At 66.7% G+C, this 26,146-nt stretch carries 20 protein-coding genes and 1 pseudogene; 9 read left to right on the top strand and 12 right to left on the bottom strand.

Going from position 1 to position 26,146, the window contains the following annotated elements; all coding sequences use genetic code 11:
• Positions 1–415: 415 nt before the first annotated feature.
• Together A7X97_RS07925 and A7X97_RS07920 are read left to right on the top strand one after the other, a co-directional pair.
• On the top strand, positions 416–832 hold the full coding sequence (locus A7X97_RS07925) for a host attachment family protein (RefSeq protein WP_072168823.1): 417 nt from the start codon (positions 416–418) through the stop codon (positions 830–832).
• Positions 833–837: 5 nt separating this feature from the next.
• A complete protein-coding gene (locus tag A7X97_RS07920) occupies positions 838–1,161 on the top strand; it encodes a thioredoxin family protein (RefSeq protein ID WP_072168822.1) in 324 nt (107 codons plus the stop codon).
• Between the two features lie 59 nt (positions 1,162–1,220).
• Here the strand turns inward: A7X97_RS07920 and A7X97_RS07915 are convergent, their stop codons facing one another.
• From A7X97_RS07915 to A7X97_RS07895, 4 genes and pseudogenes are all read right to left on the bottom strand, one after another.
• Positions 1,221–1,466, bottom strand: coding sequence for a hypothetical protein (locus A7X97_RS07915; protein ID WP_088496249.1), 246 nt, complete (start codon positions 1,464–1,466; stop codon positions 1,221–1,223).
• Between the two features lie 415 nt (positions 1,467–1,881).
• Positions 1,882–4,299, bottom strand: coding sequence for an autotransporter family protein (locus A7X97_RS07910; RefSeq protein WP_111007788.1), 2,418 nt, complete (start codon positions 4,297–4,299; stop codon positions 1,882–1,884).
• Positions 4,300–4,394: 95 nt separating this feature from the next.
• The gene (locus A7X97_RS07905; RefSeq protein WP_111007787.1) at positions 4,395–6,704 is read right to left on the bottom strand and encodes an autotransporter family protein; all 2,310 of its coding nucleotides are present in this window, start codon (positions 6,702–6,704) and stop codon (positions 4,395–4,397) included.
• Positions 6,705–6,799: 95 nt separating this feature from the next.
• A pseudogene (locus A7X97_RS07895) lies at positions 6,800–8,221 on the bottom strand (autotransporter family protein).
• A gap of 264 nt (positions 8,222–8,485) precedes the next feature.
• Here A7X97_RS07895 and A7X97_RS21680 point away from each other — a divergent pair.
• Positions 8,486–8,875: a hypothetical protein gene (locus tag A7X97_RS21680; RefSeq protein WP_146260233.1), complete on the top strand. Its 390-nt coding sequence runs from the start codon at positions 8,486–8,488 to the stop codon at positions 8,873–8,875.
• Between the two features lie 619 nt (positions 8,876–9,494).
• The gene (locus tag A7X97_RS07890) at positions 9,495–11,840 is read left to right on the top strand and encodes a GH92 family glycosyl hydrolase (RefSeq protein ID WP_111007784.1); all 2,346 of its coding nucleotides are present in this window, start codon (positions 9,495–9,497) and stop codon (positions 11,838–11,840) included.
• A 139-nt stretch (positions 11,841–11,979) separates the two neighbouring features.
• Here A7X97_RS07890 and A7X97_RS07885 read toward each other — a convergent pair whose 3' ends face one another.
• Together A7X97_RS07885 and A7X97_RS07880 are read right to left on the bottom strand one after the other, a co-directional pair.
• Complete coding sequence (locus tag A7X97_RS07885) at positions 11,980–13,353, bottom strand: sensor histidine kinase (protein WP_111007783.1); 1,374 nt, start codon at positions 13,351–13,353, stop codon at positions 11,980–11,982.
• Positions 13,346–14,020, bottom strand: a complete 675-nt coding sequence (locus A7X97_RS07880; RefSeq protein ID WP_072168815.1) for a response regulator — start codon at positions 14,018–14,020, stop codon at positions 13,346–13,348. Before A7X97_RS07880 ends, A7X97_RS07885 begins: the two co-directional genes overlap by 8 nt.
• Before the next feature lie 62 nt (positions 14,021–14,082).
• Between A7X97_RS07880 and A7X97_RS07875 the strand changes: the two genes are divergently transcribed.
• From A7X97_RS07875 to A7X97_RS07865, 3 genes are read left to right on the top strand one after another with little or no spacing between them, the layout of a single operon-like run.
• On the top strand, positions 14,083–15,330 hold the full coding sequence (locus A7X97_RS07875; protein WP_111007782.1) for a TolC family protein: 1,248 nt from the start codon (positions 14,083–14,085) through the stop codon (positions 15,328–15,330).
• Positions 15,327–16,499, top strand: coding sequence for an efflux RND transporter periplasmic adaptor subunit (locus A7X97_RS07870; protein WP_111007781.1), 1,173 nt, complete (start codon positions 15,327–15,329; stop codon positions 16,497–16,499). The genes A7X97_RS07875 and A7X97_RS07870 overlap by 4 nt, the downstream gene beginning before the upstream one ends.
• Positions 16,496–19,573, top strand: coding sequence for an efflux RND transporter permease subunit (locus A7X97_RS07865; RefSeq protein WP_111007780.1), 3,078 nt, complete (start codon positions 16,496–16,498; stop codon positions 19,571–19,573). The genes A7X97_RS07870 and A7X97_RS07865 overlap by 4 nt, the downstream gene beginning before the upstream one ends.
• A 117-nt stretch (positions 19,574–19,690) precedes the next feature.
• Here A7X97_RS07865 and A7X97_RS07860 read toward each other — a convergent pair whose 3' ends face one another.
• Positions 19,691–20,434: an SDR family oxidoreductase gene (locus A7X97_RS07860; protein ID WP_111007779.1), complete on the bottom strand. Its 744-nt coding sequence runs from the start codon at positions 20,432–20,434 to the stop codon at positions 19,691–19,693.
• 105 nt (positions 20,435–20,539) lie between these two features.
• Between A7X97_RS07860 and A7X97_RS07855 the strand changes: the two genes are divergently transcribed.
• Complete coding sequence (locus A7X97_RS07855) at positions 20,540–21,493, top strand: LysR family transcriptional regulator (protein WP_111007778.1); 954 nt, start codon at positions 20,540–20,542, stop codon at positions 21,491–21,493.
• A gap of 19 nt (positions 21,494–21,512) precedes the next feature.
• On the opposite strand, the gene A7X97_RS07850 is transcribed toward A7X97_RS07855, so the two are convergent.
• The 4 genes from A7X97_RS07850 to dkgB are packed head-to-tail and all read right to left on the bottom strand — an operon-like array spanning position 21,513 to position 24,553.
• Positions 21,513–21,836, bottom strand: a complete 324-nt coding sequence (locus A7X97_RS07850) for a MoaF-related domain-containing protein (protein ID WP_111007777.1) — start codon at positions 21,834–21,836, stop codon at positions 21,513–21,515.
• Positions 21,833–22,771: a cyclase family protein gene (locus A7X97_RS07845; protein ID WP_111007776.1), complete on the bottom strand. Its 939-nt coding sequence runs from the start codon at positions 22,769–22,771 to the stop codon at positions 21,833–21,835. The genes A7X97_RS07850 and A7X97_RS07845 overlap by 4 nt, the downstream gene beginning before the upstream one ends.
• A 19-nt stretch (positions 22,772–22,790) precedes the next feature.
• Positions 22,791–23,738 carry a TIGR03571 family LLM class oxidoreductase gene (locus tag A7X97_RS07840; RefSeq protein WP_111007775.1) on the bottom strand — a complete coding sequence of 316 codons (948 nt, stop codon included), beginning with the start codon at positions 23,736–23,738 and terminating at the stop codon, positions 22,791–22,793.
• 11 nt (positions 23,739–23,749) lie between these two features.
• Positions 23,750–24,553, bottom strand: coding sequence for a 2,5-didehydrogluconate reductase DkgB (gene dkgB, locus A7X97_RS07835; protein WP_111007774.1), 804 nt, complete (start codon positions 24,551–24,553; stop codon positions 23,750–23,752).
• 118 nt (positions 24,554–24,671) lie between these two features.
• On the opposite strand from dkgB, the gene A7X97_RS07830 reads away from it, so the two are divergent.
• Complete coding sequence (locus A7X97_RS07830; protein ID WP_111007773.1) at positions 24,672–25,574, top strand: LysR family transcriptional regulator; 903 nt, start codon at positions 24,672–24,674, stop codon at positions 25,572–25,574.
• A 73-nt stretch (positions 25,575–25,647) separates the two neighbouring features.
• On the opposite strand, the gene A7X97_RS07825 is transcribed toward A7X97_RS07830, so the two are convergent.
• Positions 25,648–26,124 (bottom strand): MerC domain-containing protein, encoded by a 477-nt coding sequence (locus tag A7X97_RS07825; RefSeq protein WP_111007772.1) that lies wholly within the window; start codon positions 26,122–26,124, stop codon positions 25,648–25,650.
• Between the last annotated feature and the right edge of the window lie 22 nt (positions 26,125–26,146).

Raw genomic sequence — 26,146 nt, 5'->3', positions numbered from 1 at the left:
ACGTACCGCCGTAACGGTGGACATGCGGAAACAGACCGCTGCAGCTGCGCAATCAGCGGCCAGCGGTCACGTCAGCGTGGGAATGCAGGCAGAGCGCCTGCGGGCGTCATCCGCCGGGATCCAGCGCGAGGCGATGGAAGGGCAGGGCGGGAGCCATCGTGGCAAGCGAAGCGCCGGTCGGCAGTGCTTCCCACGTAACAGGTGCGCCCGTCACGTAGTGGGTCGTGTCGATCATCGGTTCATGATAACGGCATCGGCGTGAGCATGCGGAGAAGCGGGCTGATCTGCACGCTGTGTTCCATGGCGCCTGTTCATCCGCAACGCATGCGATGACACGCGTTGAACGAACCCTGGCCGCAGCGCTCACGCAGTGCTGTCTACGGTAGTGCCGAACGCAATCGAGAAGGAGCATCGCATGACCCGTCGCATTCCCGAAGGCACGCTGATCATCGTCGCCGATGGTGGTTCGGCCCGCGTGTTCACCAACGTTGGCGACGAACATCAGCTGACGTTGAAGCAGGAAGGCGAACTGCGCCTGCAGGACATCAGCGAGCAGGGTATCTCAGGTCAGGGGCCGGCCGGTGCGGTGCCGAAGGACATGTCCATTTCTCAGCTCAACGAAGCGACGTTCGCCAAGCAGGTGGCTGAGCAGCTCAACGAAGATGCCTTGAATAATCGCTATGCACACCTGGTACTGGTGGCAGACCCGACCACGCTGGGCCGTATCCGCCCGCTGCTGCACAAGGAGGTCCAGGCGCGCCTGCTGGGCGATATTGCCAAGGATCTGACCAATTCACCGGTGGAGGACATCCAGAAGGCCTTGGCGGGGTAACGACCATGCCGTTCATGCGTGACTACCCGGCGGCGGAGCCCGCCGGCGCGGACGTGGAAGCTCAGGCGGGCTGGCTGCTGCTCGAGTTCGGTGCACCCTGGTGTGGCCATTGCCAGGGCGCGCAGCCCACACTCCAGGCGTTTGTGGACGCCCATGATCTGGTGCATTGGAAGATCGAAGATGGCAAGGGAAAGCCACTGGGGCGTGCTTTCAAGGTAAAACTGTGGCCCACAGTGGTGCTGCTGCATGACGGCCAGGAAGTGGCGCGGGTGGTGAGGCCGGTCGACAGCGCCGACCTCGCCACGTTGCGGAGCGCGTTGCCGGGTTGAGGGCAGCAGTCGCTGCCTGCGGCCCGCACGGCGACGAGCAGGCTTGGCTGCATCGCGGTCTAGTGATAGGTCACCTTTTCCGCTTCCGCGCGCAACTTCTGCAGCAGGCAACGCCCATGCTGGCTCAGCATGACCATCGCATTGGCGATCTGCTTGGCGTCGTAGCCCATCGGCGCGGGAGGTTTCGGCTCGGGGCCGTATTGCTCGCCGATGAGGATGGCCATGCCTTCGGCGCTGTTGAGTGCGTGTTCGATGCGCTGGAACAGCGACTCCATGGCCGGGCTGAGCGGGCGTGGGTGTTTCATGCGGAAACTCCTTGGGTGCGAGGGCCACCGCAAGGGTGGCGGGCGATGCGTGCTTGGAACTCCCGGAAGGAACAGAGAAAACCGGAGGGCCTGACGGCCACACGCATCGCCCGCCGTAGTTGCGACGGGCTATCTCTGTCCTTCCTTTCGGGGGTTCCAATCCCGGCAGCGGCATGTCCGCTGCGGCGCCATCCTGTACGCATCACGACGTGGAACGCTCATTGATGGTGTCTGCCGAACGGGCAGAATCGAAAGGTCACATCACTCACCGTTGTAGATCCCGGCAAACAAGTGGCGGACGCGACAATCCCTGTCGCGCCCTTCACGCCGTGGCCGCGAACCCCAGTCCGGCAGCCACACCTCCCGCCTTGAGACAAACCCGCAATCGAATCGACCACGGGCCGAAGGCGACCGATTACCAGCTGTAACTGACACCCACCTGCGCACTGGTCTGGTGATAGCCGCTGGCCCGCTGCAGCGACAGGCCGCCCCAGGCACCGACGCCGTTGGCAAACTTCACCGATGCGCCGCCGCTGAACTCGCCACGACTGCGCGGGATGCGCGCATCGGCCACTTCGTCATCCATCCGGATCTGCGATTCGGCGCGGGTGTGCAGCCAGTTGGCGGCCAGGTACGGCTGCACTTCCGCCGCGCCGTTGCCCGGGCGGGTTACGCCGGACAGGCGCAGGCCCACGCGGCCGAACACGCCATTGGCATTCTCGGTGCTCACCACCGTGCCGTTGGCCTCGGTGTGGCGGTTGCTGTCCCAGCGGCTGTAGCCGACCTGCAGTTGCGGCTCCAGGTAGACGCCGCCGTTGCTGGCACCGCCCACACGGAACGCATACCCGGTTTCCACCGCACCCTGCCAGGCACGGCTGTCGTAGCGTTCCGCGTCCAGGCCGATGCCTTCCACGCGATTGCGGAACTGCGCACGCTGCACCGAGCCATCCACGTAGAAGCCCGCATATGGATCGGCGGTGCTACCGCCGCGCCAGGTGCCGTAGAGGCCCAGCGCCTCGCCCTTCACCTTGCCGCGGGCGTAGTAGCCGGTCAGCTCATTGGTGGAGGTGCTGCTGGCGTTGCCGGTGGACAGCATCACGCCCACGCTGCTGCCCGAATCGTGACGCCACACATCAGCACCGACGGTCAGTGCCTGGCTGTTGCCACGGATGTCGAGCTGGCGACTGATGGCATCGAAGCCATTGCGTGAGCCGTCCACGCGTGCCCAGGCGCGGCCGGCATTCTGGCCTGCATGGCGATCGTGGTAGCCGACGCGGAACATGCTCTGCGCCGCCTGCAGGTTGGCCAGGTAAGCGCCTTGCTCGGGGCGCAGCACCGGTTCCGGATCGACCGGACCCACGGGATCGACTGGATCCACGGGGTCCACGGGGTCCACGGGATCTACTGGATCGACCGGATCGACCGGATCGACTGGCCGGCATTCCGGCAAGTCGGGGTTCGCCACGCATGGGTCAGGCACGGTCGGCAGCTGCGAACGCAGGTACCAGTTGCCATCGGTTCCGGTGCCCTTGTGCAGGAAGTACTCGTACTGCCCCCCCACCGCACGACCGGCCAGATTGAACTGGCCGTTGGATGCGCCACCGATCTGGATCAGTTCGATGCCCGTGTCGGTCTGAGCACCGGCGCCGCCGACATTGTTGACGCGCACGTTGGCAGTGCCGCTGGTGTCACCGCCGATGATCAGCTTGTCGGTGGCGGCACTGTCGCCGGCCAACACGGTGTTGAAGATGATCGTGCCACCGGCGCCGCTGAAGTTGCCGGCCACGTTGAGGCTGTGGAAGGCGGAGCCGTCGCCGAGCGCGATCTCGCCGCCGCTGCCCAGCGACACCGAGCCGGTGCTGCTGCTGCCGGTCAGCTGCCAACGGGCATTGTCCACCGCCATCGACGTGATGTTCTCGGTGGCACCACGCAGCGAGGCGTTATTGGTCAGGCCGACATCGACGATGCTGCCAGCGGTGTTGATGATGTTGCCGGAGAGGTTGGAGTCGTCGACGGTGAAGCCAACGGTGGCAGCGGCCGCAGTGACTTCCAGCAGGTTGCCGTTGCTGCCGATCAGCTGCGCGCCGTTGCGGACGGTGAAGCGGACGTCGGAGTCTGGGATGCGCGCCAATGTGGGTGCGGGGACAATCAGTGCGGCACCTGCGTTGCCTTCCACCCTGGAAGCGTCGATGACCACCCTGGAGGCGATGGGGCTGGTGGAACTTCCTACGGCGTAGATGCCGTTCTGTGCGCCAGTTACCACGCTTCCGTTGCCCACGTGAATGTCTGAGCCCTCGAAAGCGACGATGCCGTTGCCGGCCAGTGCCGGATCTGCAGTGCTGACCAGCTGGCCGATGACTTGCGTACGGTCCAGATTCAGCACAGCGCGCCGCCTGAATGTTTCGCCAACCACGCTGATGCCGGCCCCTTGGCCGGTGATCTGGCTGTTGCTGATGTTGGCTACGGGGTTTGGACGTCCCTGCGAGCTGGCGTAGGTAAGCTCCACGCCGCGTCCACCCGTGTTGTTTACCGTCGACTGGGTGAGCGTGAGTACGCTGTTTGCGACGCGGATTGCGGTGGAGTTTACTGCTGATGCAGACACCTCGGCACCTGAAAGCGTCGCCGTGGACTGGGCATGTGCGTCGATGCCGAGTGTCTTTCCGCTGGGATTGACGATCAGCCGGGCATTGATGAGTAACCACGCCTCTGGCAAGTCTCCCGGTTGCACGGTTGCGGACTGCCCAGGGTTCAGCGATCCGGCATGCAGCGGAGCTGCCATGGCAAGATAGCTGGTCACAGCCAGTGCGAGGAAACGGCGAACAGCGATCTTCATGGAAAGTCTCCTTCGACCCTCCGTCCCAGCGGCCTACGAAAGTTCATGTGGATCGGTTGGGAGGCGCCAGCCTGGCCGCCTCCCATGCGCAAGGCTTACCAGCTGTAACTGACACCCACCTGCGCACTGGTCTGGTGATAGCCGCTGGCCTTCTGCAGCGACATCCCGCCCCAGGCACCGACGCCGTTGGCAAACTTCACCGATGCGCCGCCGCTGAACTCGCCACGGCTGCGCGGCACGCGTGCATCGGCGATCTCGTCATCCATGCGGATCTGCGATTCGGCGCGGGTGTGCAGCCAGTTGGCGGTCAGGTACGGCTGCACTTCCGCCGCGCCGTTGCCCGGGCGGGTTACGCCGGACAGGCGCAGGCCCGCGCGGCCGAACAGGCCATTGGCATTCTCGGTGCTCACCACCGTGCCGTTGGCCTCGGTGTGGCGGTTGCTGTCCCAGCGGCTGTAGCCCACCTGCAGCTGCGGCTCCAGGTAGATGCCACCGTTGCTGGCACCGCCCACACGGAACGCGTAGCCGGTTTCCACCGCACCCTGCCAGGCACGGCTGTCGTAGCGTTCCGCTTCCAGGCCGATGCCTTCCACGCGATTGCGGAACTGCGCACGCTGCACCGAGCCATCCACGTAGAAGCCTGCATACGGGTCGGCACCGTTGCCGCCGCGCCAGGTACCGTAGATGCCCAGCGCCTCGCCCTTCACCTTGCCGCGGGCGTAGTAGCCGGTCAGTTCATTGGTGGAGGTGCTGGTGGCGTTGCCGGTGGACAGCATCACGCCCACGCTGCTGCCCGAATCGTGACGCCACAGATCAGCACCGACGGTCAGTGCCTGGCTGTTGCCACGGATGTCGAGCTGGCGACTGATGGCATCGAAGCCATTGCGTGAGCCGTCCACACGCGCCCAGGCGCGGCCGGAGTTCTGGCCGGCGTTGCGGTCGTGGTAGCCCAGCCGGAACATCGTCTGCGCCGCCTGCAGGTTGGCCAGATAGGCGCCGGGCTCGGGGCGCAGCACCGGCTCCGGATCGACCGGATTGCATTCGGGCAGGGTCGGATCGACCACGCACGGGTCGGGCTGGGTCGGCAGCTGCGAGCGCAGGTACCAGTTGCCGTCGGCGCCGGTGCCCTTGTGCAGGAAGTACTCGTACTGGCCGCCCACCGCGCGGCCGGCCAGGTTGAACTTGCCATTGGACGCACCGCCCACATGGATCAATTCGATGCCCTTGTCGGTCTGAGCACCGGCACCGCCGACGTTGTTGACGCGCACGTTGGCCGTGCCGCTGGTGTCACCGCCGATGATCAGCTTGTCGGTGGCGGCATTGTCGCCGGCCAGTACGGTGTTGAAGATGATCGTGCCATCGGCGCCGCTGAAGTTGCCGGCTACGTTCAGGGTGTGGAAGGCGGAGCCGTCGCCGAGGGACACGGTGCCGTTACCGAGGCTTAGTGCACCAACCGTGGAGTTTCCGGTCATGTTCCAGGTGGCAGAGTCCAATGTGGCGCTGGTGACATTCGTCATGACACCGTTCAACACGGCGCCATTGGACAGCTTGGCGTGCAGCTGCGAGGTGGCGTCGGCACGAAGCGTACCCTGCAGTTGCGACGCGCCGGCGTTCAGATTCAGAGTGCCGCCATCGACGGCTTCAGCAATCACGCCATTGCCGCCGCTGACGGCGCTGCCGTTGAGAATGTTGATCGTGGTAGGAGCGATCGACCCGGCGCCGCTGACCACGATGCCCGAGCCATTTCGGCCGGAGACGCGTGACTTGTCGATGGTGAGGACGTTGTCACTGATCGGACTGGTGGGGGTTCCCCCAATGTCCTTCACAACGATGCCGTTTTCATCGCCCGTGACGGAAGAACCGTTGGTGATGCTGACATTTGAATTGGAGAAGACTGCCAGACCGGACGAGATTTCGGGTGGAAGGAGGCCGGCTCCGATGCCGGTTCCATCAATCGTTGTGTTGCTCAGCGCCAGCACGCCACCCTGAACATAGCTTCCTATTCCTTGGCCGACGATGCTCGAACCAGTGACAGTTGCAGTGCCTGCAGCGCCACCAGAGAAGCCATTGGTTACAGCCAATCCCGCAGCGCGGCTGTTCTGTATCCGGGTGCCGGTGATCGTCGCGCTGGAGGAGGCGATCTGGACGGCGGCAAACGACTGGCTGGCGATGACTGCTGCCCCCGTCATGGCGAGCGTGGACCCCTCACTGATGCCTACGGATGTGGCGGCGCTGCCGGTGTTGAACGTCAGCGTGGCGTCCTGGGCCGTCCAGCTCTCAACAGGGTCGCCAGCATTCACAGTGGCCGACTGGCCGGGGCCCAGAGTTCCGGCCTGGGCGGTCGATGCGAGGGTGATGCCGGTGGCTATGGCCATGGCAAGGGAATGACGAACAACGATCTTCATGAAAGGTCTCCTGCGAGCCTCAATCCGAGCGGCTCACGAAAGGCTATGTGGATTTTCTGGGAGGCGCCAGCCTGGCTGCCTCTCATGCGCAAGGCTTACCAGCTGTAACTGACACCCACCTGCGCACTGGTCTGGTGATAGCCGCTGGCCCGCTGCAGCGACAGGCCGCCCCAGGCACCGACGCCGTTGGCAAACTTCACCGATGCGCCGCCGCTGAACTCGCCACGGCTGCGCGGCACGCGTGCATCGGCGATCTCGTCATCCATGCGGATCTGCGATTCGGCGCGGGTGTGCAGCCAGTTGGCGGTCAGGTACGGCTGCACCTCGGCGGTCCCGTTGCCCCAGCGGGTCACGCCGGACAGGCGCAGGCCCGCGCGGCCGAACAGGCCATTGGCATTCTCGGTGCTCACCACCGTGCCGTTGGCCTCGGTGTGGCGGTTGCTGTCCCAGCGGCTGTAGCCCACCTGCAGCTACGGCTCCAGGTAGATGCCGCCGTTGCTGGCACCGCCTACACGGAACGCGTAGCCGGTTTCCACCGCACCCTGCCAGGCACGGCTGTCGTAGCGTTCCGCGTCCAGGCCGATGCCTTCCACGCGATTGCGGAACTGCGCGCGCTGCACCGAGCCGTCCACATAGAAGCCTGCATACGGGTCGGCACCGTTGCCGCCGCGCCAGGTGCCGTAGATGCCCAGCGCTTCGCCCTTCACCTTGCCGCGGGCGTAGTAGCCGGTCAGCGCGTTGGTGGAGGTGCTGGTGGCGTTGCCGGTGGACAGCATCACGCCCACGCTGCTGCCCGAATCGTGACGCCACAGATCAGCACCGACGGTCAGTGCCTGGCTGTTGCCACGGATGTCGAGCTGGCGGCTGACGGCATCGAAGCCGTTACGCGAGCCATCCACGCGGGCCCAGGCGCGGCCGGAGTTCTGGCCGGCGTTGCGGTCGTGGTAGCCCAGGCGGAACATCGTCTGCGCGGCCTGCAGGTTGGCCAGGTAGGCGCCGGGTTCGGGGCGCAGCACCGGTTCCGGATCGACCGGATCCACGGGATCCACGGGATCCACGGGATCCACAGGGTCGACCGGCGGGCATTGCGGCAAGCCGGGGTTGGCCTCGCAGGGGTCAGGAACCGTCGGCAGCTGGGAACGCAGGTACCAGTTGCCATCAGCGCCGGTACCCTTGTGCAGGAAGTACTCGTACTGACCGCCCACTGCGCGGCCGGAGAGGTTGAACTGGCCGTTGGAGGTGCCGCCCACTTGGATCAGTTCGATGCCCTTGTCCGTCTGAGCACCGGCACCGCCGACGTTGTTGACGCGCACATTGGCAGTGCCGCTGGTGTCACCGCCAATGATCAGCTTGTCGGTGGCGGCGTTGTCGCCGGCCAATACGGTGTTGAAGATGATCGTGCCATCGGCGCCGCTGAAGTTGCCGGCTACGTTCAGGGTGTGGAAGGCGGAGCCGTCGCCGAGGGACACGGTGCCGTTGCCGAGGCTTAGCGCACCGACCGTGGAGTTTCCGGTCATGTTCCAGGTGGCAGAGTCCAGTGACACGCGAGTGACGTCGGTCATCGCGCCGGTGATGCTGGCGCCGTTCGAGAGTGCGACGTTCACAGTGCCCCCGGCAGCGTTAACGATGCCACCGGTCGCGCTCGAGGCATCGAGGTTCAGGTCGATCTCTGCGTCTGCATCCTCGACCAGAAGCGCGGTGCCGCTGCCACCGACCAGCTGGCTGCCGTTGCGGAAATTGAACGTCGCCAGGACAGAAGGCCTGCTACCAAAGCGCACAACATGAATGCCTGCGCCGCTGCGGCCTTCAACACGCGAAGCGTCTATCTCAACATTGGCTCTATCACCTGGTGCGGCCATTTGAAAGTTCGCATTGATGCCCGAATCATCACCAATGATGGTGCTTCCATTCCGGGCAAGCAGGTGGGCCGGGTCGGCCAACAGGAATCCAATACCGCGGTCAAAAGCGCCGTTGGAGTTGAACACGCCTTCGAGTCGGCTTGCGTCCAGCGTCAGATCGGCACCCTGCGTAGCACTACCACCGATGCCGGCACCTACCAGTGTGGTGCGTTCGACGACTGCGACGGAGCTGCCGGAAGTGCCACCGGAGGTAATCAGACTCAGGGCACGGCCGGCGGTGTTCCGGACGGTGCTGTCGCTCAACGAGAGTGAGCTGTTGTTCAGATTGATCCGCCCATCAATGGACACGCTGTTCGCCGTGACGCTGGATGTCCCTCGGGCATCGATGTCCAGGAGGCGTGCTCCTGGATTGCCTGTCAGCTGTGCGCCGTCGAGTGACCAGGACTCCGGGGCATCCCCAGCATTCACTGTGGCCGACTGGCCAGGGCCCAGAGTTCCGGCCTGGGCGGTGGATGCGAGGGTGATGCCGGTGGCTATGGCCATGGCAAGGGAACGACGAACTGCGATCTTCATGGCGGTACTCCTACGGGGTATCAAACTTCGGGAAACGGGCCGCATCACTTCGTTGGCGTGAATGAAACGCTGTGATGGCGTGAGGATGAAGTGATTCCGGCGCACTTTCCGGCCCGGCTGGTGCAAAGTGCAATAGCGGTCGCATTGCGACCGGGAATGCCGCAGGGCACCTTTTTCGCCCCGCTTTTCGGCTTTGGCGACAGTGTGGTGAGCGCCACGGCATCGAACCATGCAATTAGTTGCATAGGAAATCGGACAGCTTTTGTCGCCTTTAGATCCATTCAGTTGCGCCGCAACATGCGGCACCTGAAGCCCGGTGCTAGCATCCGGTCAACATCTTGAATCGATCCAAACGCCGATGCCCACGCTGGACCGTCGTCTCCTGATCGCTTTCGCCGCGACCGCCGTGCTTGCCTCCGGGGCGGCGCTGGCGGTCCCGTCGAAATCCGCCGCCGAACGCGCCTACGCCGCCGTCGATCCCTTCATCGGAACCGGTGGCGAGGGCCACACCTATCCCGGCGCCACGGTGCCGTTCGGCATGGTCCAGCTCAGCCCGGACACGCGCATCCAGCCGCGCGAGAAGGCCTATGGCTGGGCGGCGGGCTACCGTTACGACGACAGCAGCATCGTCGGTTTCTCGCATACGCATTTTTCCGGCACCGGTCATTCGGACCTGGGCGACATCCTGCTGATGCCGTTCACCGGCACTCCCGGCCTGGAGCGTGGCGATCCGGAGAAGCCGGGCAGCGGCTATGCCTCGCGGTTCCGCCACGCTGACGAGAAGGCCGAGCCGGGCTACTACGCGGTCACCCTGGACGACTACAGGGTGCGTGCCGAGCTGACCACCAGTACCCGCGTGGGCGTGCATCGCTATGCCTTCCCCAAGGGTACCGACGCCAAGGTGCTGCTGGACATGCGTACCAGCATGTACGACTACCCGGGCAAGGTGCTGTGGTCGCGGGTACGGGTGCGCGCCGACGGCACGGTCACGGGCTTCCGCGAAACCCGCGGCTGGGCGCCGGGCCGCCAGCTGTATTTCGCGATGCGTTTCTCGCGCCCGCTGGCCGGGCACGAGCTGCACAACACCGAGCAGGACATCGTCTACAAGGGCTTCCCGCCGCCGGGTGAGAAGGATCCCGCGCAGCGCGCCCAGATCGAGGGCCGACAGCTGGTCGGCACGTTCGCATTCGGCAAGCTGGATGCACCGCTGGTGGTGAAGGTGGCGATCTCGCCGGTCAGTGAAGCCGGCGCCATCGCCAACCTCGACGCCGAAGTGGCCGACTTCGATTTCGACCGCGTGCGTGCGCAGGCAAAGCAGGAGTGGACGCAGGCGCTGTCGGTACTCGATATCGACGCCCCCGAGCATGCGCGGCGCAGTGCCTATACCGCGCTGTACCACACCCTGCTGGGGCCGACGCTGTTCATGGATGCCGATGGCCAGTACCGCGGGCCGGACAATGCCGTGCACAAGGCCGAGGGCTACACGAACTATTCCACGTTCTCGCTGTGGGACACCTACCGTGCGCTGCACCCGTTGCTGACGCTGGTGCAGCCGGAGAAGCGCAACAGCGACTTCGTCAATTCCATGCTTGCCCACCATGAGCACAGCCCGTACGGCATGCTGCCGGTATGGTCGTTCCATGGCCTGGAAGACTGGTGCATGATCGGCTACCACGCCGTGCCGGTGATCGCCGATGTCTACGTGAAGGGCATTCGTGGCTTCGACGCCGACAAGGCGCTGAAGGCAATGGTCGAGACCGCCAATTACGGTCCCTATGACGGCATCGCGCAGTACCGCGAGCTGGGCTACGTGCCGATCGACAAGGAGGGCGAAGCAGCCAGCAAGACGCTGGAATACGCCTTCGACGACTGGACCATCGCACGCATGGCGCAGGCCATGGGCAAGGCCGATATCGCGGCGACCTTCGACAAGCGCGCAGGCAACTGGCGCAATGCCTTCGACAAGGACACCGGCTTCATGCGCGCACGCAAGCGCGACGGCAGTTTCCGCACGCCCTTCGACCCCAGCGCCAGCGGCTACGGCACCGACTATACCGAGGGCAACGCATGGCAGTATTCGTGGTACGTGCCGCAGGACGTCGCCGGGTTGGCGGCCGCGCACGGTGGCAGCGACAAGCTGCTCGCGCGCCTGGACGAGGTGTTCAACGCCAAGGTGGATCCGTCGATCTTCGAGCACATGGAAGACATCACCGGCCTGATCGGCTGGTATGCCCACGGCAATGAGCCCAGCCACCACGTGGCCTACCTGTATTCGTATGCCGGCCAGCCGTGGCGCACGCAGGCGCGCCTGAAGCAGATCATGGATACCCAGTACGCCGACCGCCCGGATGGCCTGGCCGGCAACGATGATGTCGGCCAGATGTCGGCGTGGTACGTGTTCACCGCGCTGGGCTTCTATCCAGTGGCCCCGGGCTCGGGCGAGTACATCCTTGGCCGTCCGTTCCTGCCGAAGACCGCGATGCGCCTGCCCAACGGCAAGACGTTCACCATCGTGGCCGAGGGGCTGGATGACGCGCACACGTACGTGGGCAGCGTGACGTTGAACGGCAAGCCGCTGCAGCGTACCTTCCTGCGCCACGACGAGATCCTGGCCGGCGGCGAACTGCGCTTCAGCATGCAGGCCGAGCCGAACAAGGACTGGCCGGGGCAGGGCGCGCAGGCGCCGTATTCGATGAGCCAGTGACGATTGGTAGGTGCCGACCTTGGTTGGCACGCTTCACGGGTGACCAGGAACCTGTAGAGCCGAGCCCACGCTCGGCTCAGGCATCGTGCCAGGAGCAGCCGAGCATGGGCTCGGCTCTAAAAGGGCAATTCAACAAAGCTCAGCGGAACCGCACCCCCACCCGCGCGCCACCGAGCGGCGCCGTTTCGATCTTCAACATCGCACCATGCCGCTGCGCGATCTCGGCCACGATCGCCAGGCCAAGCCCGCAGCCGTCGCCCTCGCTGCTGGCCCGGTAGAAGCGTTCTGTGACGCGCGCGCGTTCGGCTTCGGCGATGCCGGCGCCGTCATCGTCCACCCAGACCTGCACGCCGTCGGTTTCCTGCCGAACGCCCAGGGTGATCACACCGGGCGCGGCGCCATAGCGCAGCGCGTTGTCCAGCAGGTTGCCCAGCGCCTCGCGCAGCAGCTGCGGATCACCTTGCACCTGCACACCGTCGTCGGGTCCGTCGTAACCCAGGTCCACGTCGACCGCCAACGCACGGTCTGCGTAGCGCTCGACCACGCCCCGCGCCAGCGCGGCCAGGTCCAGCGGCTGCAGCGGCAGTACGCTGCCATGGGGATCTTCCGAACGGCTGAGCATCAGCAGCTGGTTGACCAGGTGCTGCAGCCGCGCCAACCCAGCCAGCGTGCCGGACAGCGCGAGGTGCTGGGTCTGCGGATCCTGTTGCCGCAATGAACTCTCCAGCTCCACCTGCATCGCCGCCAGCGGCGTGCGCAGCTGGTGCGCGGCGTTGCTGACGAAGCGCCGTTGCGCGGCTTGCATGGCGTCCAGTCGCTGCAGCAGGGCGTTGTAGGCCTCCACCGCCGGCCACAGTTCGCGCGGCGCCTCCTGCGCCGGCTCCAGTGGCGCCAGCGGGTCGGGGCGTGGGCTGGCCAACCGCCGCGCCACCTGGTTCGCATGGCGTGCGGCAGCGCCGGTCCCGGACCAGGCCAGCCAGGCCGCGAGGGCGAGGATCGCGGCCTGGAACGGAATGCTGGTCAGCAGCAGCTTGCGCTCCAGCCGGTGGCGCTTGCGCAGCGTCTCGGCCACGCGCAGCCGGATATCGTGGCCGGGCCCGGCGCTGACCACGACTTCGACCATGCGCACCGGCTGCCCGCGTAGGCGCGCATCGTAATAAACCGCGTCGTCGCTTGAAGCGGCGGTGGCCGGGCGGGGCAGCGCTTCGGCCAGGTCGCCATACAAGCGTGCACCCGCAGCGTCGACCACTTCGCCATGCACTTCATCGGCGGTGTCCCAGCTGAACATACGTGACACCGCGGGCGTGATCTCGATCGAGGCATGACCGTCCTGCACCGTCACCAGCTCGGACAGCGACATCGCCGAGTCCAGAAGCCAGCGGTCGTAGACCTGGCCGGCGTAGAAACGGGCCAGCGCGAAGGAACCTACCGCGCTGCACAGCAGCAGCACCAGCAGTGGCAGCCACAGGCGGCGCAGCAGCAGGCCCCGCAGGCTGTGCACGCGCTCAGTCACCCACGGCCTCCAAGCGATAACCCAGGCCACGCAGCATGCGGATGCCGACGCCGGCACGCGCCTGTTCCAACTTGCGGCGCAGGCGGCTGACATGCACCTCGATCACCGACAGGTTGGCTTCGTGGTCCCAGCTGTACAGCGCATCGAACAGGCGCTGCTTGGTGACGGTGCGGCCAGGATGCTGCATCAGTGCCTCGACCAGCGACAGCTCGCGCGCGGTCAACTCGATGCGCTGGCCTTCAACCTGCACTTCATTGCGGATGCTGTCGAAGCACAACCGGCCCAATCGCTTCTGAGCCGGTGCATCGCTGCGGCGGCGCGACAGTGCACGCAGGCGGGCTTCCAGCTCACCGAGTGCGAACGGCTTGGCCAGGTAATCGTCGCCACCGCGGTCGAGGCCGAGGATGCGGTCCTCCACACCATCGCGTGCGGTCAGGATCAGCACCGGCAGGGTGGCACCGTCGTTGCGCAGGCGCGAGAGCAGGTCCAGGCCATCGACGTCGGGCAATGAAAGGTCCAGCACCATCACGTCATACGGTGCGCCGGCCAGTGCCGCCGGCGCGTGCAGTCCACGCGAGAGGTGGTCGCACAGATGACCGGCACCCTGCAGGGCGCGGATCAGTCCATCGGCCAGAGCGGCGTCGTCTTCGATCAGCAGGATTCGCATTGCAAGCTTCGTGCAAGGTTGGGGCAAGTTTGGCGCAAGTGCATCACCTTACCGTGACGTGCATGAATTTCTCCTCTCGTCTTGCGGCCGTGCTGGCCACGCTTCTGTGCGCGCCTGCGGCTTCGGCGCTGTCCCTGCAGGAAGCGCAGCACGCAATGGAAGCACACAACCCGGACCTGCGCGCGGCGGCACTGGAGCTACGCGGGGCGCAGGGCGATGCGCAGACAGCGGCATTGCGCCCGGCCACCGAGCTGTCGATCGGCACCAGCAAGATCAGCCCCAAGCACGGCATCGGCCCCGGACGCTGGCAGGACAAGCGGGTGGACAGCACGCTGGGCCTGGGCTGGACCTGGGAGCGCGGTGGCAAGCGCGCCCTGCGCATTCGCCAGGCCGATGCGCTGTTGGAAGTGGCCCGTCTGGAGATGCTCGATACCCGGCGCCGCCAGCAAGTGGCGCTGCATGAAACCTATTTCGGCCTGAAGGGCGCGCAGGAGCGGGCGCAGATCGCCGACGCCAACCGCCAGAGTTCGGCCGAGCAGATGGCGGCGGCGGACAAGCAGGTCGCGACAGGGGCGATGGCACCGGTGGATCGCGCGCGGCTGGCGGTGGACGATCTCGCCGTAGCCGACGCGGCGCGCGAGGCGGCCCTGGATCTGCGCGATGCACGGCATGCGCTGGGGCTGCTGCTCGGCCGTGACGACAGCGGTGACCTGAGCGCTGATGAGCCCTGGCCCGACCCCGCAGCTGTTGCCGCAACGGGCGCGTTCGATCCGCAGCAGCGTGCCGGTCTGCGTGCGGCGCGTTCGCGCCTGGCCGCGGCGGATGCCGGTGTGGCACTGGCGCGCAGCGAGCGCTATCGCGACATCCAGTTGGGCGTGGAAGCCGAACGCGAGCCGACCGACATCAGCGGTGTGACCTGGGGCGTGTCGTTGACCATCCCGCTCGGCGGCCCGTCACGTGCACGCGGCACGATGCAGCGTGCCGAGGCCGACCGTGATAGTGCCGCGCTGGAACTGCAGGTGCTGCAGCGCGAAGCGCGCGCCGAACTTGACCTGCTGCAGGCCAGCGTGCAGTCCGCCGCGCAGCGCCGCAGCGACTACGAAGGACTGCAGTCCGACGCCGCGCGCAAGGCGGTGCAGGGCATCGAACTGGCCTACCGGCGCGGCGCCGCCAGCCTGACCGACCTGCTGGATGCGCGCCGTAGCTGGCGCGACTTCGAGGGCGCACTGATCGAAGCACGCGTCAACCATGCCATTGCCCTGGCGCGCTGGGAAGCGGCCACATCCGTTGCTGAAGGAGAGTCTCGATGAAGTTCATCGTCGTTTGTCGCCCGCAGGCGCGACATGCCGTGCTGCCGGCCTTGCTGGCGCTGGCCCTGCTGGGCGGCTGCGGCCGCGAGCCGGCGTCGTATACCGAGGACGCGCCGCAGGTCAGTGCCGGCCAGGTCCAGTTTCCAGCCGGCAGCCGCCAGCTGGACGTGCTGCGCAGCGAGGCGGTGACCGCCGGCGCAAGCGCCAGCCTGCAGCTGCCGGGCCGGGTGGTCTGGGACGAGACACGCTCCAGTGCACTGCGCACGCCGTTGCCGGGTCAGGTGGCGCGCATCGAGGCGCAGCCGGGGCAGAAAGTGAAGGCCGGCCAGGTGATTGCCTGGATCACCTCGCCCGAGTTCGGCCAGGCCCAGGCCCACAGCGTGCGTGGCCGCGCCGAGCTGCAGCGGGCCCGCCGGGAACTGGACCGTACCCGCGAGCTGCATGCCGCGGGTGTGGCGTCGGGCCGTGAACTGGACGAGGCCGAGGCCAACTTCGCGGGCAGCCAGGCCGATCATGCGCGCGCGAATGCATTCGCCCGGGCCTATGGCAATGGCCAGCGCGTGGACCAGCGCCTGCCGCTGCGCGCCCCCATCGATGGCGTGCTGGTGGAGCGGCGGATGAACCCGGGCATGTCGGTCAGTCCCGACAGCGAGCAGCCATTGGCAGTGATCGGCGATCCGGACCGCCTGTGGCTGCTGCTGGATGTTCCTGAAAGCCTGGCAGGGCGGTTGAAGGCCGGCATGCAGGTGAGCGTGCCCGGCGCCGATGGCCAGCCGCTGCAGGCGACCCTGCAGCACGTGGATGACTTCGTCGACAGTGAGCGCCGCGTGGTGCAGGCGCGTGCCGAGCTGGACAACCGCGCACGTGGCTTCAAGGCCGGGCAGTACGTACGCGCCCAGGTGGCGTTGCCGTCCGAGGGCGGTGTCTCGCTGCCCGACGCCGCGGTGTTGCTGATCGACGGAAAGCAGGTGGTGTTCGTGGAGGAAGGCAAGGGCCGCTTCGTGCGCCACGCGGTGCACGCCGAGGAGCTGGGTGACGGCCGCCTGTGGGTGCGTGAAGGCCTGGCGCGGGGCAGCAGAGTGGTCGTCGAGGGTGGCCTGCTGCTGCAACAGCTGGTGGACAGCGCGCCGGCAGCCGTCAGCACCGGCACGGGGCGCGCCGCCCCATGATCGATCGCCTGATTGCCTATTGCCTGCGCCAGCCGCTGATGGTGATGCTGGCGTTGCTGCTGTTCATCGGCGCTGGCATCGCCGCGTTCCGCGTGCTGCCGGTGGAAGCCTTCCCGGATGTGTCCGACACCCAGGTGACGGTGGTGTCGCTGCACCCGGGCCGTGCCGCCGAAGAGGTGGAGCGTGAGGTGACGATGCCGCTGGAAGTGGCGCTGTCCGGCATTCCGCATTCGGTGCGGGTGTTCTCGCATACGCAGTTCGGCCTGTCGATGATCATCCTGACCTTCGACGACAAGGCCGATGACTACTTCGCACGCCAGCAGGTGCTGGAGCGCCTGCAGGGCGTGGAGCTGCCGGAAGGGGTGACCCCGGAGCTGGAGGCGATGAGCTCGGCGGTGGGCGAGATCTACCGCTATGTGCTGAAAGGCCCGCACCTGACCCCGACCCAGCTGCGCACCGTGCAGGAATGGACGATGGAGCGTAGCCTGCGCACCGTTCCTGGAGTGGCCGATGTGATCAGCTTCGGTGGCTTTGCGCGCACCTTCCAGGTCAAGCCGGACCTGGACAAGCTGCGTGACCGCGGCATCAGCCTCGGTGAGTTCGCCGAGGCGCTGGAGAAGGGGAGTTCGAACGCGGGCGGCGGCTATGTGGAACGCGGCCAGCAGCAGTTCCTGATCCGTGGTGTGGGCCTGATGCGTTCGCCGGCCGACATTGGCAACGTGGTGGTGGCGCAGCGCGGTGGCACGCCAATCCTGGTGCGCGACCTTGCCGGTATCGCCGATACCGGCCTGCCCCGGCAGGGCCTGGTCGGCCACGACGACAATGACGATGCGGTGTTCGGCATGGTGCTGATGCGCAAGGGCGAGAACCCGTCCGACGTACTCGACGCCCTGCATGCGCGCATCGCCGAGATCGAGGCCAACCAGCTGCCGGCCGGCGTCAGCATCGAGCCGTTCTACGACCGCTCATGGCTGGTCTCGACCACGCTGAAAACCGTCTTCCGCAACCTGCTGGAAGGCGCCGTGCTGGTGTTCCTGGTGCTGTGGCTGTTCCTGTACAACGCCCGCGCGGCGCTGATCGTGGCGGCGATGATGCCGCTGGCACTGCTGTCGACCTTCCTCGGCCTGCACCTGTGGGGCGTACCGGCCAACCTGCTTTCGCTGGGAGCGATGGACTTCGGCATCATCATCGATGGCGCGGTGATCGTGACCGAGCACATCGTTTCGCGGCTGTCGAAGCTGCCGCCGAACGCTGACAGGAAAACGCGCTTCTCGACCGTCCTCTCGGCAGCCTCCGAAGTGGGGCGGCCGACGTTCTTCTCGATGCTGATCATCATCGCCGCACACATCCCGATCTTCACCCTGCAGCGCCAGGAGGGCCGAATGTTCGCGCCGATGGCGTACTCGGTGACCTCGGCGTTGATCGGTGCGTTGATCCTCGCACTGACCGTGGTGCCACTGTTCTGCTACTGGTGGCTGCGCCGCGACCGCATGCGTGATGGCAATCCACTGATGGACCGCCTGAGCGGCTGGTACAAGCCGATCCTGGAGCGGGCGCTGGCCCGCCCGCGTGCAGTGGTACTGACCGCGGTTGCGCTGCTGGTCGGCACGCTGGCACTGGGCACCCGGCTGGGTTCGGAGTTCCTGCCCGAGCTGGACGAAGGATCGATCTGGCTGACGGCCACGCTCGACCCGAGCACCAGCCTGGGCGAAGCGCAGCAGCAGTCGCGGCGCATCCGTGAGCTGGTCGGCACTTTCCCGCAGGTGTCGACGGTGGTGGCCAAGCTGGGGCGGCCAGAAGACGGCTCCGATGCCAAGGGCGCCAACCAGATCGAGGCGCTGGTGGCGTTGAAGCCTGAGAAGGAATGGCCGAAGGGCGTGGACAAGCGCCAGCTGGTGAGCGATCTGCAGCGCACGCTGGAGCAGCGCATTCCGGGACCGGAGTTCTCGATCTCGCAGCCGGTGCGCGACAACATCCTGGAGAGCATCTCGCAGATCAAGGGCCAGGTGGTGATCAAGGTCAGCGGCTCGGACCTGGATGTACTGAACCAGCACGCGCAGGCGATCCTGGTCCAGGTACGTGCGGTGGACGGCGTGGAAAGCGCGTTCATCGATCGCGACGGTTCGCTGCCGCAGCTGCAGATCGACATCGACCGCGACCGCGCCGCGCGCTACGGCCTGAACGTGCGCGACATCGACGAGGTGATCGAGACCGCACTGGGCGGACGCCAGGTCGGTGAACTGTGGGAAGGTGACCGCAGGTTCCCGATCACCCTGCGCCTGGACGATGCCGATCGTGAGCTGCAGCGGCTGCGTACGGTGCCGGTTGGCATCGGCGATGGCCACACGGTGACGCTGTCCGACGTGGCCGAGTTCCGCATGGCCAGCGGCGCGATCAACATCTCGCGCGAGAACGCACAGCGGGTGAAGGCGGTGAGCATCTTCATCGCCGGCCGCGACATGGGCAGCGTGGTGGCTGACATGCGCAAGCGCGTGGACGCCAGCGTGCAGCTGCCGGAAGGCTACCGGCTGGAGTGGTCCGGCGAGTTCGAGAACCAGCAGCGTGCGATGAAGCGGCTGGGCTGGGTGATTCCGCTGTCGGTGCTGATCATCTTCGTGTTGCTCTTCGATGCCTTCAAGGACATCAGCAGTGCCGCCCTGATCCTGGCCAACGTGCCACTGGCGATGATCGGTGGCATCCTCGCCTTGTGGCTGACCGGCATTCCATTGTCGGTGTCAGCGGCGATCGGCTTCATTGCATTGTTCGGGCAGGCGGTGCTGAACGGAGTAGTGATGCTCAGCCGCTTCGCCCAGCTGCGCGAGCAGGGCATGGACCTGCTGCAATCAGTGATTCAAGGCTCGCTGCAGCGCCTGCGCACGGTGCTGATGACCGCGCTGCTGGCGATGTTCGGCCTGCTGCCGATGGCCACCTCGCACGCGATCGGTGCCGAGACCCAGAAGCCGTTGGCGGTGGTGGTGATCGGCGGCCTGCTGTCGGCGATGCTGCTGACACTGCTGGTGCTGCCTACGCTCTACTACTGGGTACACGGGCGTCGCGAGGCCCATGGCGCCTGACCTGACTGTAGCGCCGAGCCCACGCTCGGCTGCTTCTGGCCTTTGCGCGAAGAGCAGCCGAGCATGGGCTCGGCTCTACAAGGGCGTCGCGCCATGCGTGGATGCCATCTGTGCGATCTACACCATTCCGCCGTTGGCGCGCAGCACCTGGCCGTTGATCCATCCGCCATCGGCACCTGCCAGGAACCCCACCGCGCCGGCGATGTCCTCGGGCGTACCCAGCCGCTCCAGCGGGTTCATCTTCGCCAGCCGCTCGATCAGCTCGGGCGGCTTGCCGTCCAGGAACAAGTCGGTGGCGGTCGGGCCCGGCGCCACGGCGTTCACGGTGATGTTGCGCCCGCGAAGCTCCTTGCTGAGGATCGCGCCCATGGTCTCCACCGCCGCCTTGCTGGCGGCGTACACGCTGTAGTTCTCCAGCCGGGTGCCGACCACGCTGGTGGACAGGGTGATGATGCGGCCACCGTCGCGCACCCGGCGCGCACTTTCACGCAGCACGTTGAAGGCGCCCTTGAGGTTGATGCCGATGACCCGCTCGAACAACGCGTCGTCGGTGTCGGCCAGCGGCGCCAGCTGCAGCACGCCGGCGCTGTTGACCACCACGTCGATACCGCCGAAACGGGCTTCGATGGCATCGAACAGCTGACGCATGGCCTGCGGATCGGCGACATCGGCCTGCAATGCGATGGCCTGCGCGCCGGCTGCGCTGAGTTCGGCCGCCAAGGCTTCGGCGTCGTCGCGGCGGCCCGCATAGTTGATCGCGACCGCGTGGCCGTCGGCGGCGAGCCGGCGGGAGATGGCGGCGCCGATGCCACGGGAGCCGCCGGTAACCAGGGCGACAGAGCGGACGGGGGAGGGGGTCATGGTGGTTTCCAGTGGGCACGCCGGAGTGGCGCAGGGCCATCTTCGCGCCATTGCCCGCTCGGATAATCCTGCATAATCCGCCAACATCATCCGGATCACCGAACAATGGATCGCTTCACGGCCATGCGCGCCTTCGTCCGTATCGTCGAGCGCCGCAGCTTCACCCGGGCTTCCGAGGACTTGGGCCTGCCACGGGCCACGGTGACCGACGCGATCAAGGCACTGGAACAGCGGCTGGGCGTGCGCCTGCTGCACCGGACCACGCGGCGGGTGGTGCCAACGCTCGAAGGCGAGGCCTTCTATGGCCGTTGCCTGCGCCTGATCGCCGACATGGATGATGCGGAGGCCGCGTTCCGTGACGCGCCGCCACGCGGCCCGTTGCGCATTGAAGTGCATGGCACGCTGGGCCGGCACCTGCTGTTTCCGCACCTGCCGGAATTCCTGCGGCGCTACCCGGAGATCGAGCTGGACGTCAGTGAAGGCGACCGTTATGTCGACCTGTTGCGCGAAGGCGTGGATGCGGCGTTGCGGGTGGGGACGCTGGCCGACAGCGATCTGGCGGCGCGCCGGTTGACGATGCTGCGCGAGGTGACGGTGGCCTCGCCAAGCTATGTGCAGGCCAGGGGCGCGCCGGGCAGCATCGATGCCCTGCGGGACGGCCACGAGATGGTCGGCTACCGCTCCAGCGCCAGCGGCCAGCTGATTCCGCTGGAGTTCCAGCAGGGCGGGCAGGTGCGCTACCTGCCGCTGCCGGCGCGGGTGCGTGTGTCCGGTGCGGACGCCTTCCTTGGTGCTGCGCTCGCAGGCCTGGGCATCATCCAGGCACCGCGCTACCGGATGGACCCGTATATCGCGCGCGGGCAGCTGGTCGAGCTGTTGCCTGAGGCGCCGCCGACGCCAAGCCCTTTGAGCCTGGTCTACCCGCGCAACCGCACGCCGTCGCCGCGGTTGCGGGTGTTCATCGACTGGGTGACTGGGGTGTTCGACTCGTTCGAGGGTGCCGGCCAGCGGCCGGCACTACCGGGCCCGGTCAAACAGAGTGGGGTATTGCTTGGGTAGTGCCGGCCGCTGGCCGGCATCACAGCGCGTGCAGCGGCCCCTGCATGCGATGGAAACTCCCATCGGGGGCGGTGAACCAGGCCAGCGAACGCCCACCCACGAAGTCGTCGACATGCACCACCGTGGCGCCGTCGGCTTCCTGCCACGAAATGGCATAGATCCCGTCGCTGATCTGTTGCCACTCGCAGGCGGCTTCGCCACGTGCGCCGGCATAGGCGCCGGAGACGATGACGTACTGCACGTGGCGACCATCGGCGCTGTAGGCATTGTCGGCCGCCAGGCCGTCATAGCAGACGCGGAAACGGCGGCCAGCGAACACGGGCAGGTCGGTGGCAGCGCTCATCGAATCGCCACCGGGTTGATGTTGACCTGGGTCGAGCCGACGTACAGCGGCTGGCCGAGTACGAACAGGAATTCCCAGGCCTTGTCGCGCACCAGGGCACGGCTGTCGATCAGCTCCAGGTTGTAGATGCCGCGCTTGGCCAGCATGTACTGGTTGACCGGAAATTCCTCGGCACCGTCCGGGTTCGGGTAGACCTCCGAGGCCCAGGTGTCGCCACCGAAGGCGACGATGCCCTGGTCGGCCAGCCACTTCGCGGCCTCCATGCCGATACCCGGTTCCACTTCCAGGAACTGTTTGTCGTCCTTGCCGATCAGTTCCAGCCAGCCGGTGTTGAACAGCACCACGTCGCCCTTGCGCAGGCTCAGGCCCTGCTTCTTCAGCACGGCCTGGATGTCGGCCACGGTGAACTCGGTGCCGCCGGGCACGATCGCCTTGCCGTAGTACGCGATCATGTCCAGCACCACGCCGCGGGTGACCATTGGCGGCACCTTCTCGACGCCGAGCTTGCGCACGCCGTCCACGGTGACGAAGTCGGCGGCCCTGTTGCCGTTGTAGTAGACGTTGTCGATGCCGATATGGCCGATGCCGTTGAGCTGGGTGCCAACGCCGGTCCAGGCGTTCACCAGTTCATCGTTGAAGGTGAACCTGTTGGGGCCCAGCGACGTGCCGGCCTGCTGGCCGACCTGCACGTTGTACAGGCGGAAGCTGCGGTGGCGGAACGCGGGCAGGTTCTTGTCCACCGGCACCGCCAGCGGATAGGTCTTGCCGGTCCTGACCAGCGAGACAGCGTGTTTGACCACGTCCGCGGTCAGCAGGTTGGCCGCGCCGATCTCGTCATTGGCACCGTAGGCAGAGGGATACCAGTCCTCGGCACTAGCCTGGAAGGACAGCCGCAGGGTGGCCAGCGCAAGGGCGGCCAGGGTCTTCATCTTCATGGCAAAGCTCCGGTAACTGTCAGGCCGTCGCGGCGGCGCCGGCATGGGCCGGGAAGCGCGGCAGCACGTACTCGGCGATTTCGTGGAAGGTTTCGGCCAACGGCCGTTCATTGCGGCGGAACTGCAGGCCGATGTGGTCGACACCGGCGGCCTGCATGGCATGCAGCTCGGCCAGCAGGGCGTTGCGGCCGCCGCGCAGGCCGAAGCGCCAGCGCTGCAGAGGGGCATCGGCATCGGGCACCAGGTCCAGATGGATGAAGCTGGCATACGGTTTGTTGCCGGCCACGGCGCGCCAGGCCGCCACGCGTTGCGCATGGTCCTGTGGCGTGCCCGGGTAGGCCAGGCAGCCGTCCATGTGCTGGCCGATCCACGCCGGTTGCTGCTGGGCCAGGCCGGCCACGAACAGCGGCAGGGCCGGGCCATCCGCGGGCAGCACATCCAGGCCCTGCGGCAGGTGCGCGGCGGCGCCTTCGCGCAACAGTGCGATCTGCTCGCGGAAGCGGCTGCCACGGCTGTCGAAGTCGCGGCCGAACAGCGGGTACTCCACCGGGCGGTCGCCACTGGCCACGCCCAGCAGCAGGCGGTCGCCGCTGAGTCGCTGCACGCTGCGCGCCGACTTCAGGGTCAGCAACGGCTCGCGGATCGGCAGCACCACCGCACCGGTGCCCAGCAGGATCTGCTCGGTGATGCCGGCCAGATAGCCGAGGTAGCTGAACACCTCGAACACCTGGGCCGCATCGCCGAAGGCCGGGTCGTACACCGGCACGTCGCGTAGCCACAGCGCACGGAAGCCGAGGCGGTCGGCCAGCCGTGCCAGCTCCGCATGGCGCTGCAGGTCCGGTTGGCCGGGCAGGCGTCGCGCGGCGCGTCGCGCCTGTTCGCCCAGCGGCGTCCAGTCATTGTCCAGCGGTGCTTCGATGCCGATGCTGAAACCCCCGGCCTGCAGCCGCGCCAACGCACTCCCCATGGCGAGGCTCCTCAGTCCCAGGCCGGGGCCAGGCCCGGCGGATCGACTTCGCGGCCGTTGCGGTCAAGCGCGGCGATCGCGGCCATGTCGTCGGCATCCAGGCGCAGGTCCTGGGCGAGCAGGTTGCTGGCCAGGTTCTCGCGCTTGGTCGAGGACGGGATGACCGCGTAGCCCCGTTGCAGCGCCCACGCCAGCGCGACCTGGGCTACGGTGGCCTGGTGCTTGTCGGCGATGGTGGCCAGCACCGGGTCCTTCAGCACCTTGCCGTAGGCCAGGGTCATGTAGGAGGTCACGGTGATGCCCTGATCCTGCAGGAAAGCAGTCAGTGCCGGGTTCTGCAGGTAGGGGCTCAGTTCGATCTGGTTGGTGGCGATCTCGCCGGCGCCGACCACCTCGATGGCCTGCCGGGTCAGTTCGATGTTGAAGTTGGACACACCGATCTGGCGGGTCAGGCCCAGCGTCTTGGCTTCGGCCAGCGCGGTCATGTACTCGCGCAGTTCAACGCCATTGCCCGGCGCCGGCCAGTGGATCAGCAGCAGGTCGACGTAGTCGGTGCGCAGCTTGGCCAGGCTGTCGCGCAGGCTCGGGATCAGCTTGTCGACGGCGTAGTTGTCCACCCAGATCTTGGTGGTCAGGAACAGCTGGTCGCGCCGGACGCCGGATTCGGCGATGGCCTGGCCGACCTCGGCTTCGTTGCCGTAGATCTGCGCCGTGTCGACCGCACGGTAGCCGACGTCGAGGGCGTTGCGCACCGAGTTGATGACGGTCTGGCCGGTCAGGCGGAAGGTGCCGACGCCAAAGGAAGGAACGCTCATGATGGACTCCAGGGACTTCGTTGAGAGCCGGCGGGCTCGGGACAGGGCGAAGTGTGGGTGCTTTACATTTGTTGATTAAGCCGTGTATACGGGAAATACTTTTGCAGCGAGGTAAATAATGAAAACCACCCTGGATGAGCTGAAGGCCTTCGTGGCGGTGGTCGATGGTGGCTCGATCACGGCGGCGGCCGAGGCGCTGGAGCTGACCATCTCGGCCACCAGCCGCACCCTGGCGCGGTTGGAGGACAAGCTGCAGACCACGCTGCTGCGGCGGACCACGCGCCGGCTGGAATTGACCGAGGAAGGCGCAGCGTTCCTGGAGTACGCGCGCACGATCCTGGCCACGGTTGACGAGGCCGAGGAACAGATGGCGGCGCGGCGGCTGCAGCCGGTCGGGCGCCTGCGCGTGGACGCGGCCACGCCGTTCATGCTGCACGTGATCGTGCCGCTGCTGGAGGGCTTCCGCGAGCGCTACCCGCAGGTGGAGCTGGAGTTGAATTCCAACGAGGGCATCACCGACCTGATCGAAAAGCGCACCGATGTGGCGTTCCGCATCGGCGTCTTGCGCGATTCGACCCTGCATGCGCGGCCGATCGGCCACAGTCGCATCCGCGTGCTGGCCAGCCCCGAGTACCTGCGACGGCACGGCACGCCTACGCGCGCGGAGCAACTGCGCGAGCACGACCTGCTGGGTTTCACCCAGCCCAGCTCCTTGAACGAATGGCCGCTGCAGGATGCCGATGGCGGGCCTTTCGTGATCGCGCCGGCCATCGCTTCATCCAGTGGCGAGACACTGCGGCAGATGGCGGTGGCCGGGCTGGGCATCGCCTGCCTGTCCGACTTCCTGACCGGCCAGGACCGGCGCGAGGGCCGACTGGTGCAGCTGTTGGCCAGGCAGACGCAGGAGGTGCGGCAGCCGATCAACGCGGTGTACTACCGCAACACCGCGCTGGCCGCGCGCATCACATGCTTCGTCGACCATGTCACACAGACGCTCGGCCAGCGCCCGTTCGATGAATAAAGATCGGTAGAGCCGGCCGCTGGCCGGCTTCCCCATCTGCTGGATCACCGCCGCTGCCGGCCAGCGGCCGGCACTACCGGCGGTTGTGCAGCGCGCGCCGGTTTCCGATATGCGCGCATGCCAGCAGCACGCCACCGCTGGCTGTCGCCACGCCGTGCCAGAGCAGCGATTCCTTCAACGGCAGGTACAGCGAGGCCGACAACAGCAGGATGGCGCCGACGCACGCCAACCGCAGGGGGCACCAGTACCGATGCCGATACACCCCGGCCAAGGTACTCGCCAAGGCCAGCGAGGAGGCCAGCAGCGCGAACAGCCACTCCCAGCGCGACATCATCAGCAGCCATGTCATGGCGCCATGGCCGGGATGCTGGAACGAGCGCAGCGCCATCATCGTGGCCGGCACGAAGGCCAGCAGCAGGGGCAGGACGATGCAGTGGGCGGCGCAGGCCAGGGACAGCCAGGCCCCGGCAAGATCGAAGCGGGGGTGCCAGCGTGCCGAACGTGGCGGCTGGGCCAGGGCCCTTGCGGGCGTCGTGGGGGTGTGGTCCATAATGTTACATAGTAACAACCGG

This window comes from Stenotrophomonas sepilia, assembly GCF_003244875.1.
GTDB lineage: Bacteria > Pseudomonadota > Gammaproteobacteria > Xanthomonadales > Xanthomonadaceae > Stenotrophomonas > Stenotrophomonas sepilia.
Note: the sequence above shows the minus strand (reverse complement) of the source record. Positions and strands in the feature narration are given on the sequence as shown.

Bases quoted from the DNA above. Each gene is read 5' to 3' on its own strand.
- A7X97_RS07925 (WP_072168823.1), top strand. From the start codon at position 416: ATGACCCGTCGCATTCCCGAAGGCACGCTGATCATCGTCGCCGATGGT.
- A7X97_RS07920 (WP_072168822.1), top strand. From the start codon at position 838: ATGCCGTTCATGCGTGACTACCCGGCGGCGGAGCCCGCCGGCGCGGAC.
- A7X97_RS07915 (WP_088496249.1), bottom strand. From the start codon at position 1,466: ATGAAACACCCACGCCCGCTCAGCCCGGCCATGGAGTCGCTGTTCCAG.
- A7X97_RS07910 (WP_111007788.1), bottom strand. From the start codon at position 4,299: ATGAAGATCGCTGTTCGCCGTTTCCTCGCACTGGCTGTGACCAGCTAT.
- A7X97_RS07905 (WP_111007787.1), bottom strand. From the start codon at position 6,704: ATGAAGATCGTTGTTCGTCATTCCCTTGCCATGGCCATAGCCACCGGC.
- A7X97_RS21680 (WP_146260233.1), top strand. From the start codon at position 8,486: ATGAATGCCTGCGCCGCTGCGGCCTTCAACACGCGAAGCGTCTATCTC.
- A7X97_RS07890 (WP_111007784.1), top strand. From the start codon at position 9,495: ATGCCCACGCTGGACCGTCGTCTCCTGATCGCTTTCGCCGCGACCGCC.
- A7X97_RS07880 (WP_072168815.1), bottom strand. From the start codon at position 14,020: ATGCGAATCCTGCTGATCGAAGACGACGCCGCTCTGGCCGATGGACTG.
- A7X97_RS07875 (WP_111007782.1), top strand. From the start codon at position 14,083: ATGAATTTCTCCTCTCGTCTTGCGGCCGTGCTGGCCACGCTTCTGTGC.
- A7X97_RS07870 (WP_111007781.1), top strand. From the start codon at position 15,327: ATGAAGTTCATCGTCGTTTGTCGCCCGCAGGCGCGACATGCCGTGCTG.
- A7X97_RS07865 (WP_111007780.1), top strand. From the start codon at position 16,496: ATGATCGATCGCCTGATTGCCTATTGCCTGCGCCAGCCGCTGATGGTG.
- A7X97_RS07860 (WP_111007779.1), bottom strand. From the start codon at position 20,434: ATGACCCCCTCCCCCGTCCGCTCTGTCGCCCTGGTTACCGGCGGCTCC.
- A7X97_RS07855 (WP_111007778.1), top strand. From the start codon at position 20,540: ATGGATCGCTTCACGGCCATGCGCGCCTTCGTCCGTATCGTCGAGCGC.
- A7X97_RS07850 (WP_111007777.1), bottom strand. From the start codon at position 21,836: ATGAGCGCTGCCACCGACCTGCCCGTGTTCGCTGGCCGCCGTTTCCGC.
- A7X97_RS07845 (WP_111007776.1), bottom strand. From the start codon at position 22,771: ATGAAGATGAAGACCCTGGCCGCCCTTGCGCTGGCCACCCTGCGGCTG.
- A7X97_RS07840 (WP_111007775.1), bottom strand. From the start codon at position 23,738: ATGGGGAGTGCGTTGGCGCGGCTGCAGGCCGGGGGTTTCAGCATCGGC.
- dkgB (WP_111007774.1), bottom strand. From the start codon at position 24,553: ATGAGCGTTCCTTCCTTTGGCGTCGGCACCTTCCGCCTGACCGGCCAG.
- A7X97_RS07830 (WP_111007773.1), top strand. From the start codon at position 24,672: ATGAAAACCACCCTGGATGAGCTGAAGGCCTTCGTGGCGGTGGTCGAT.
- A7X97_RS07825 (WP_111007772.1), bottom strand. From the start codon at position 26,124: ATGGACCACACCCCCACGACGCCCGCAAGGGCCCTGGCCCAGCCGCCA.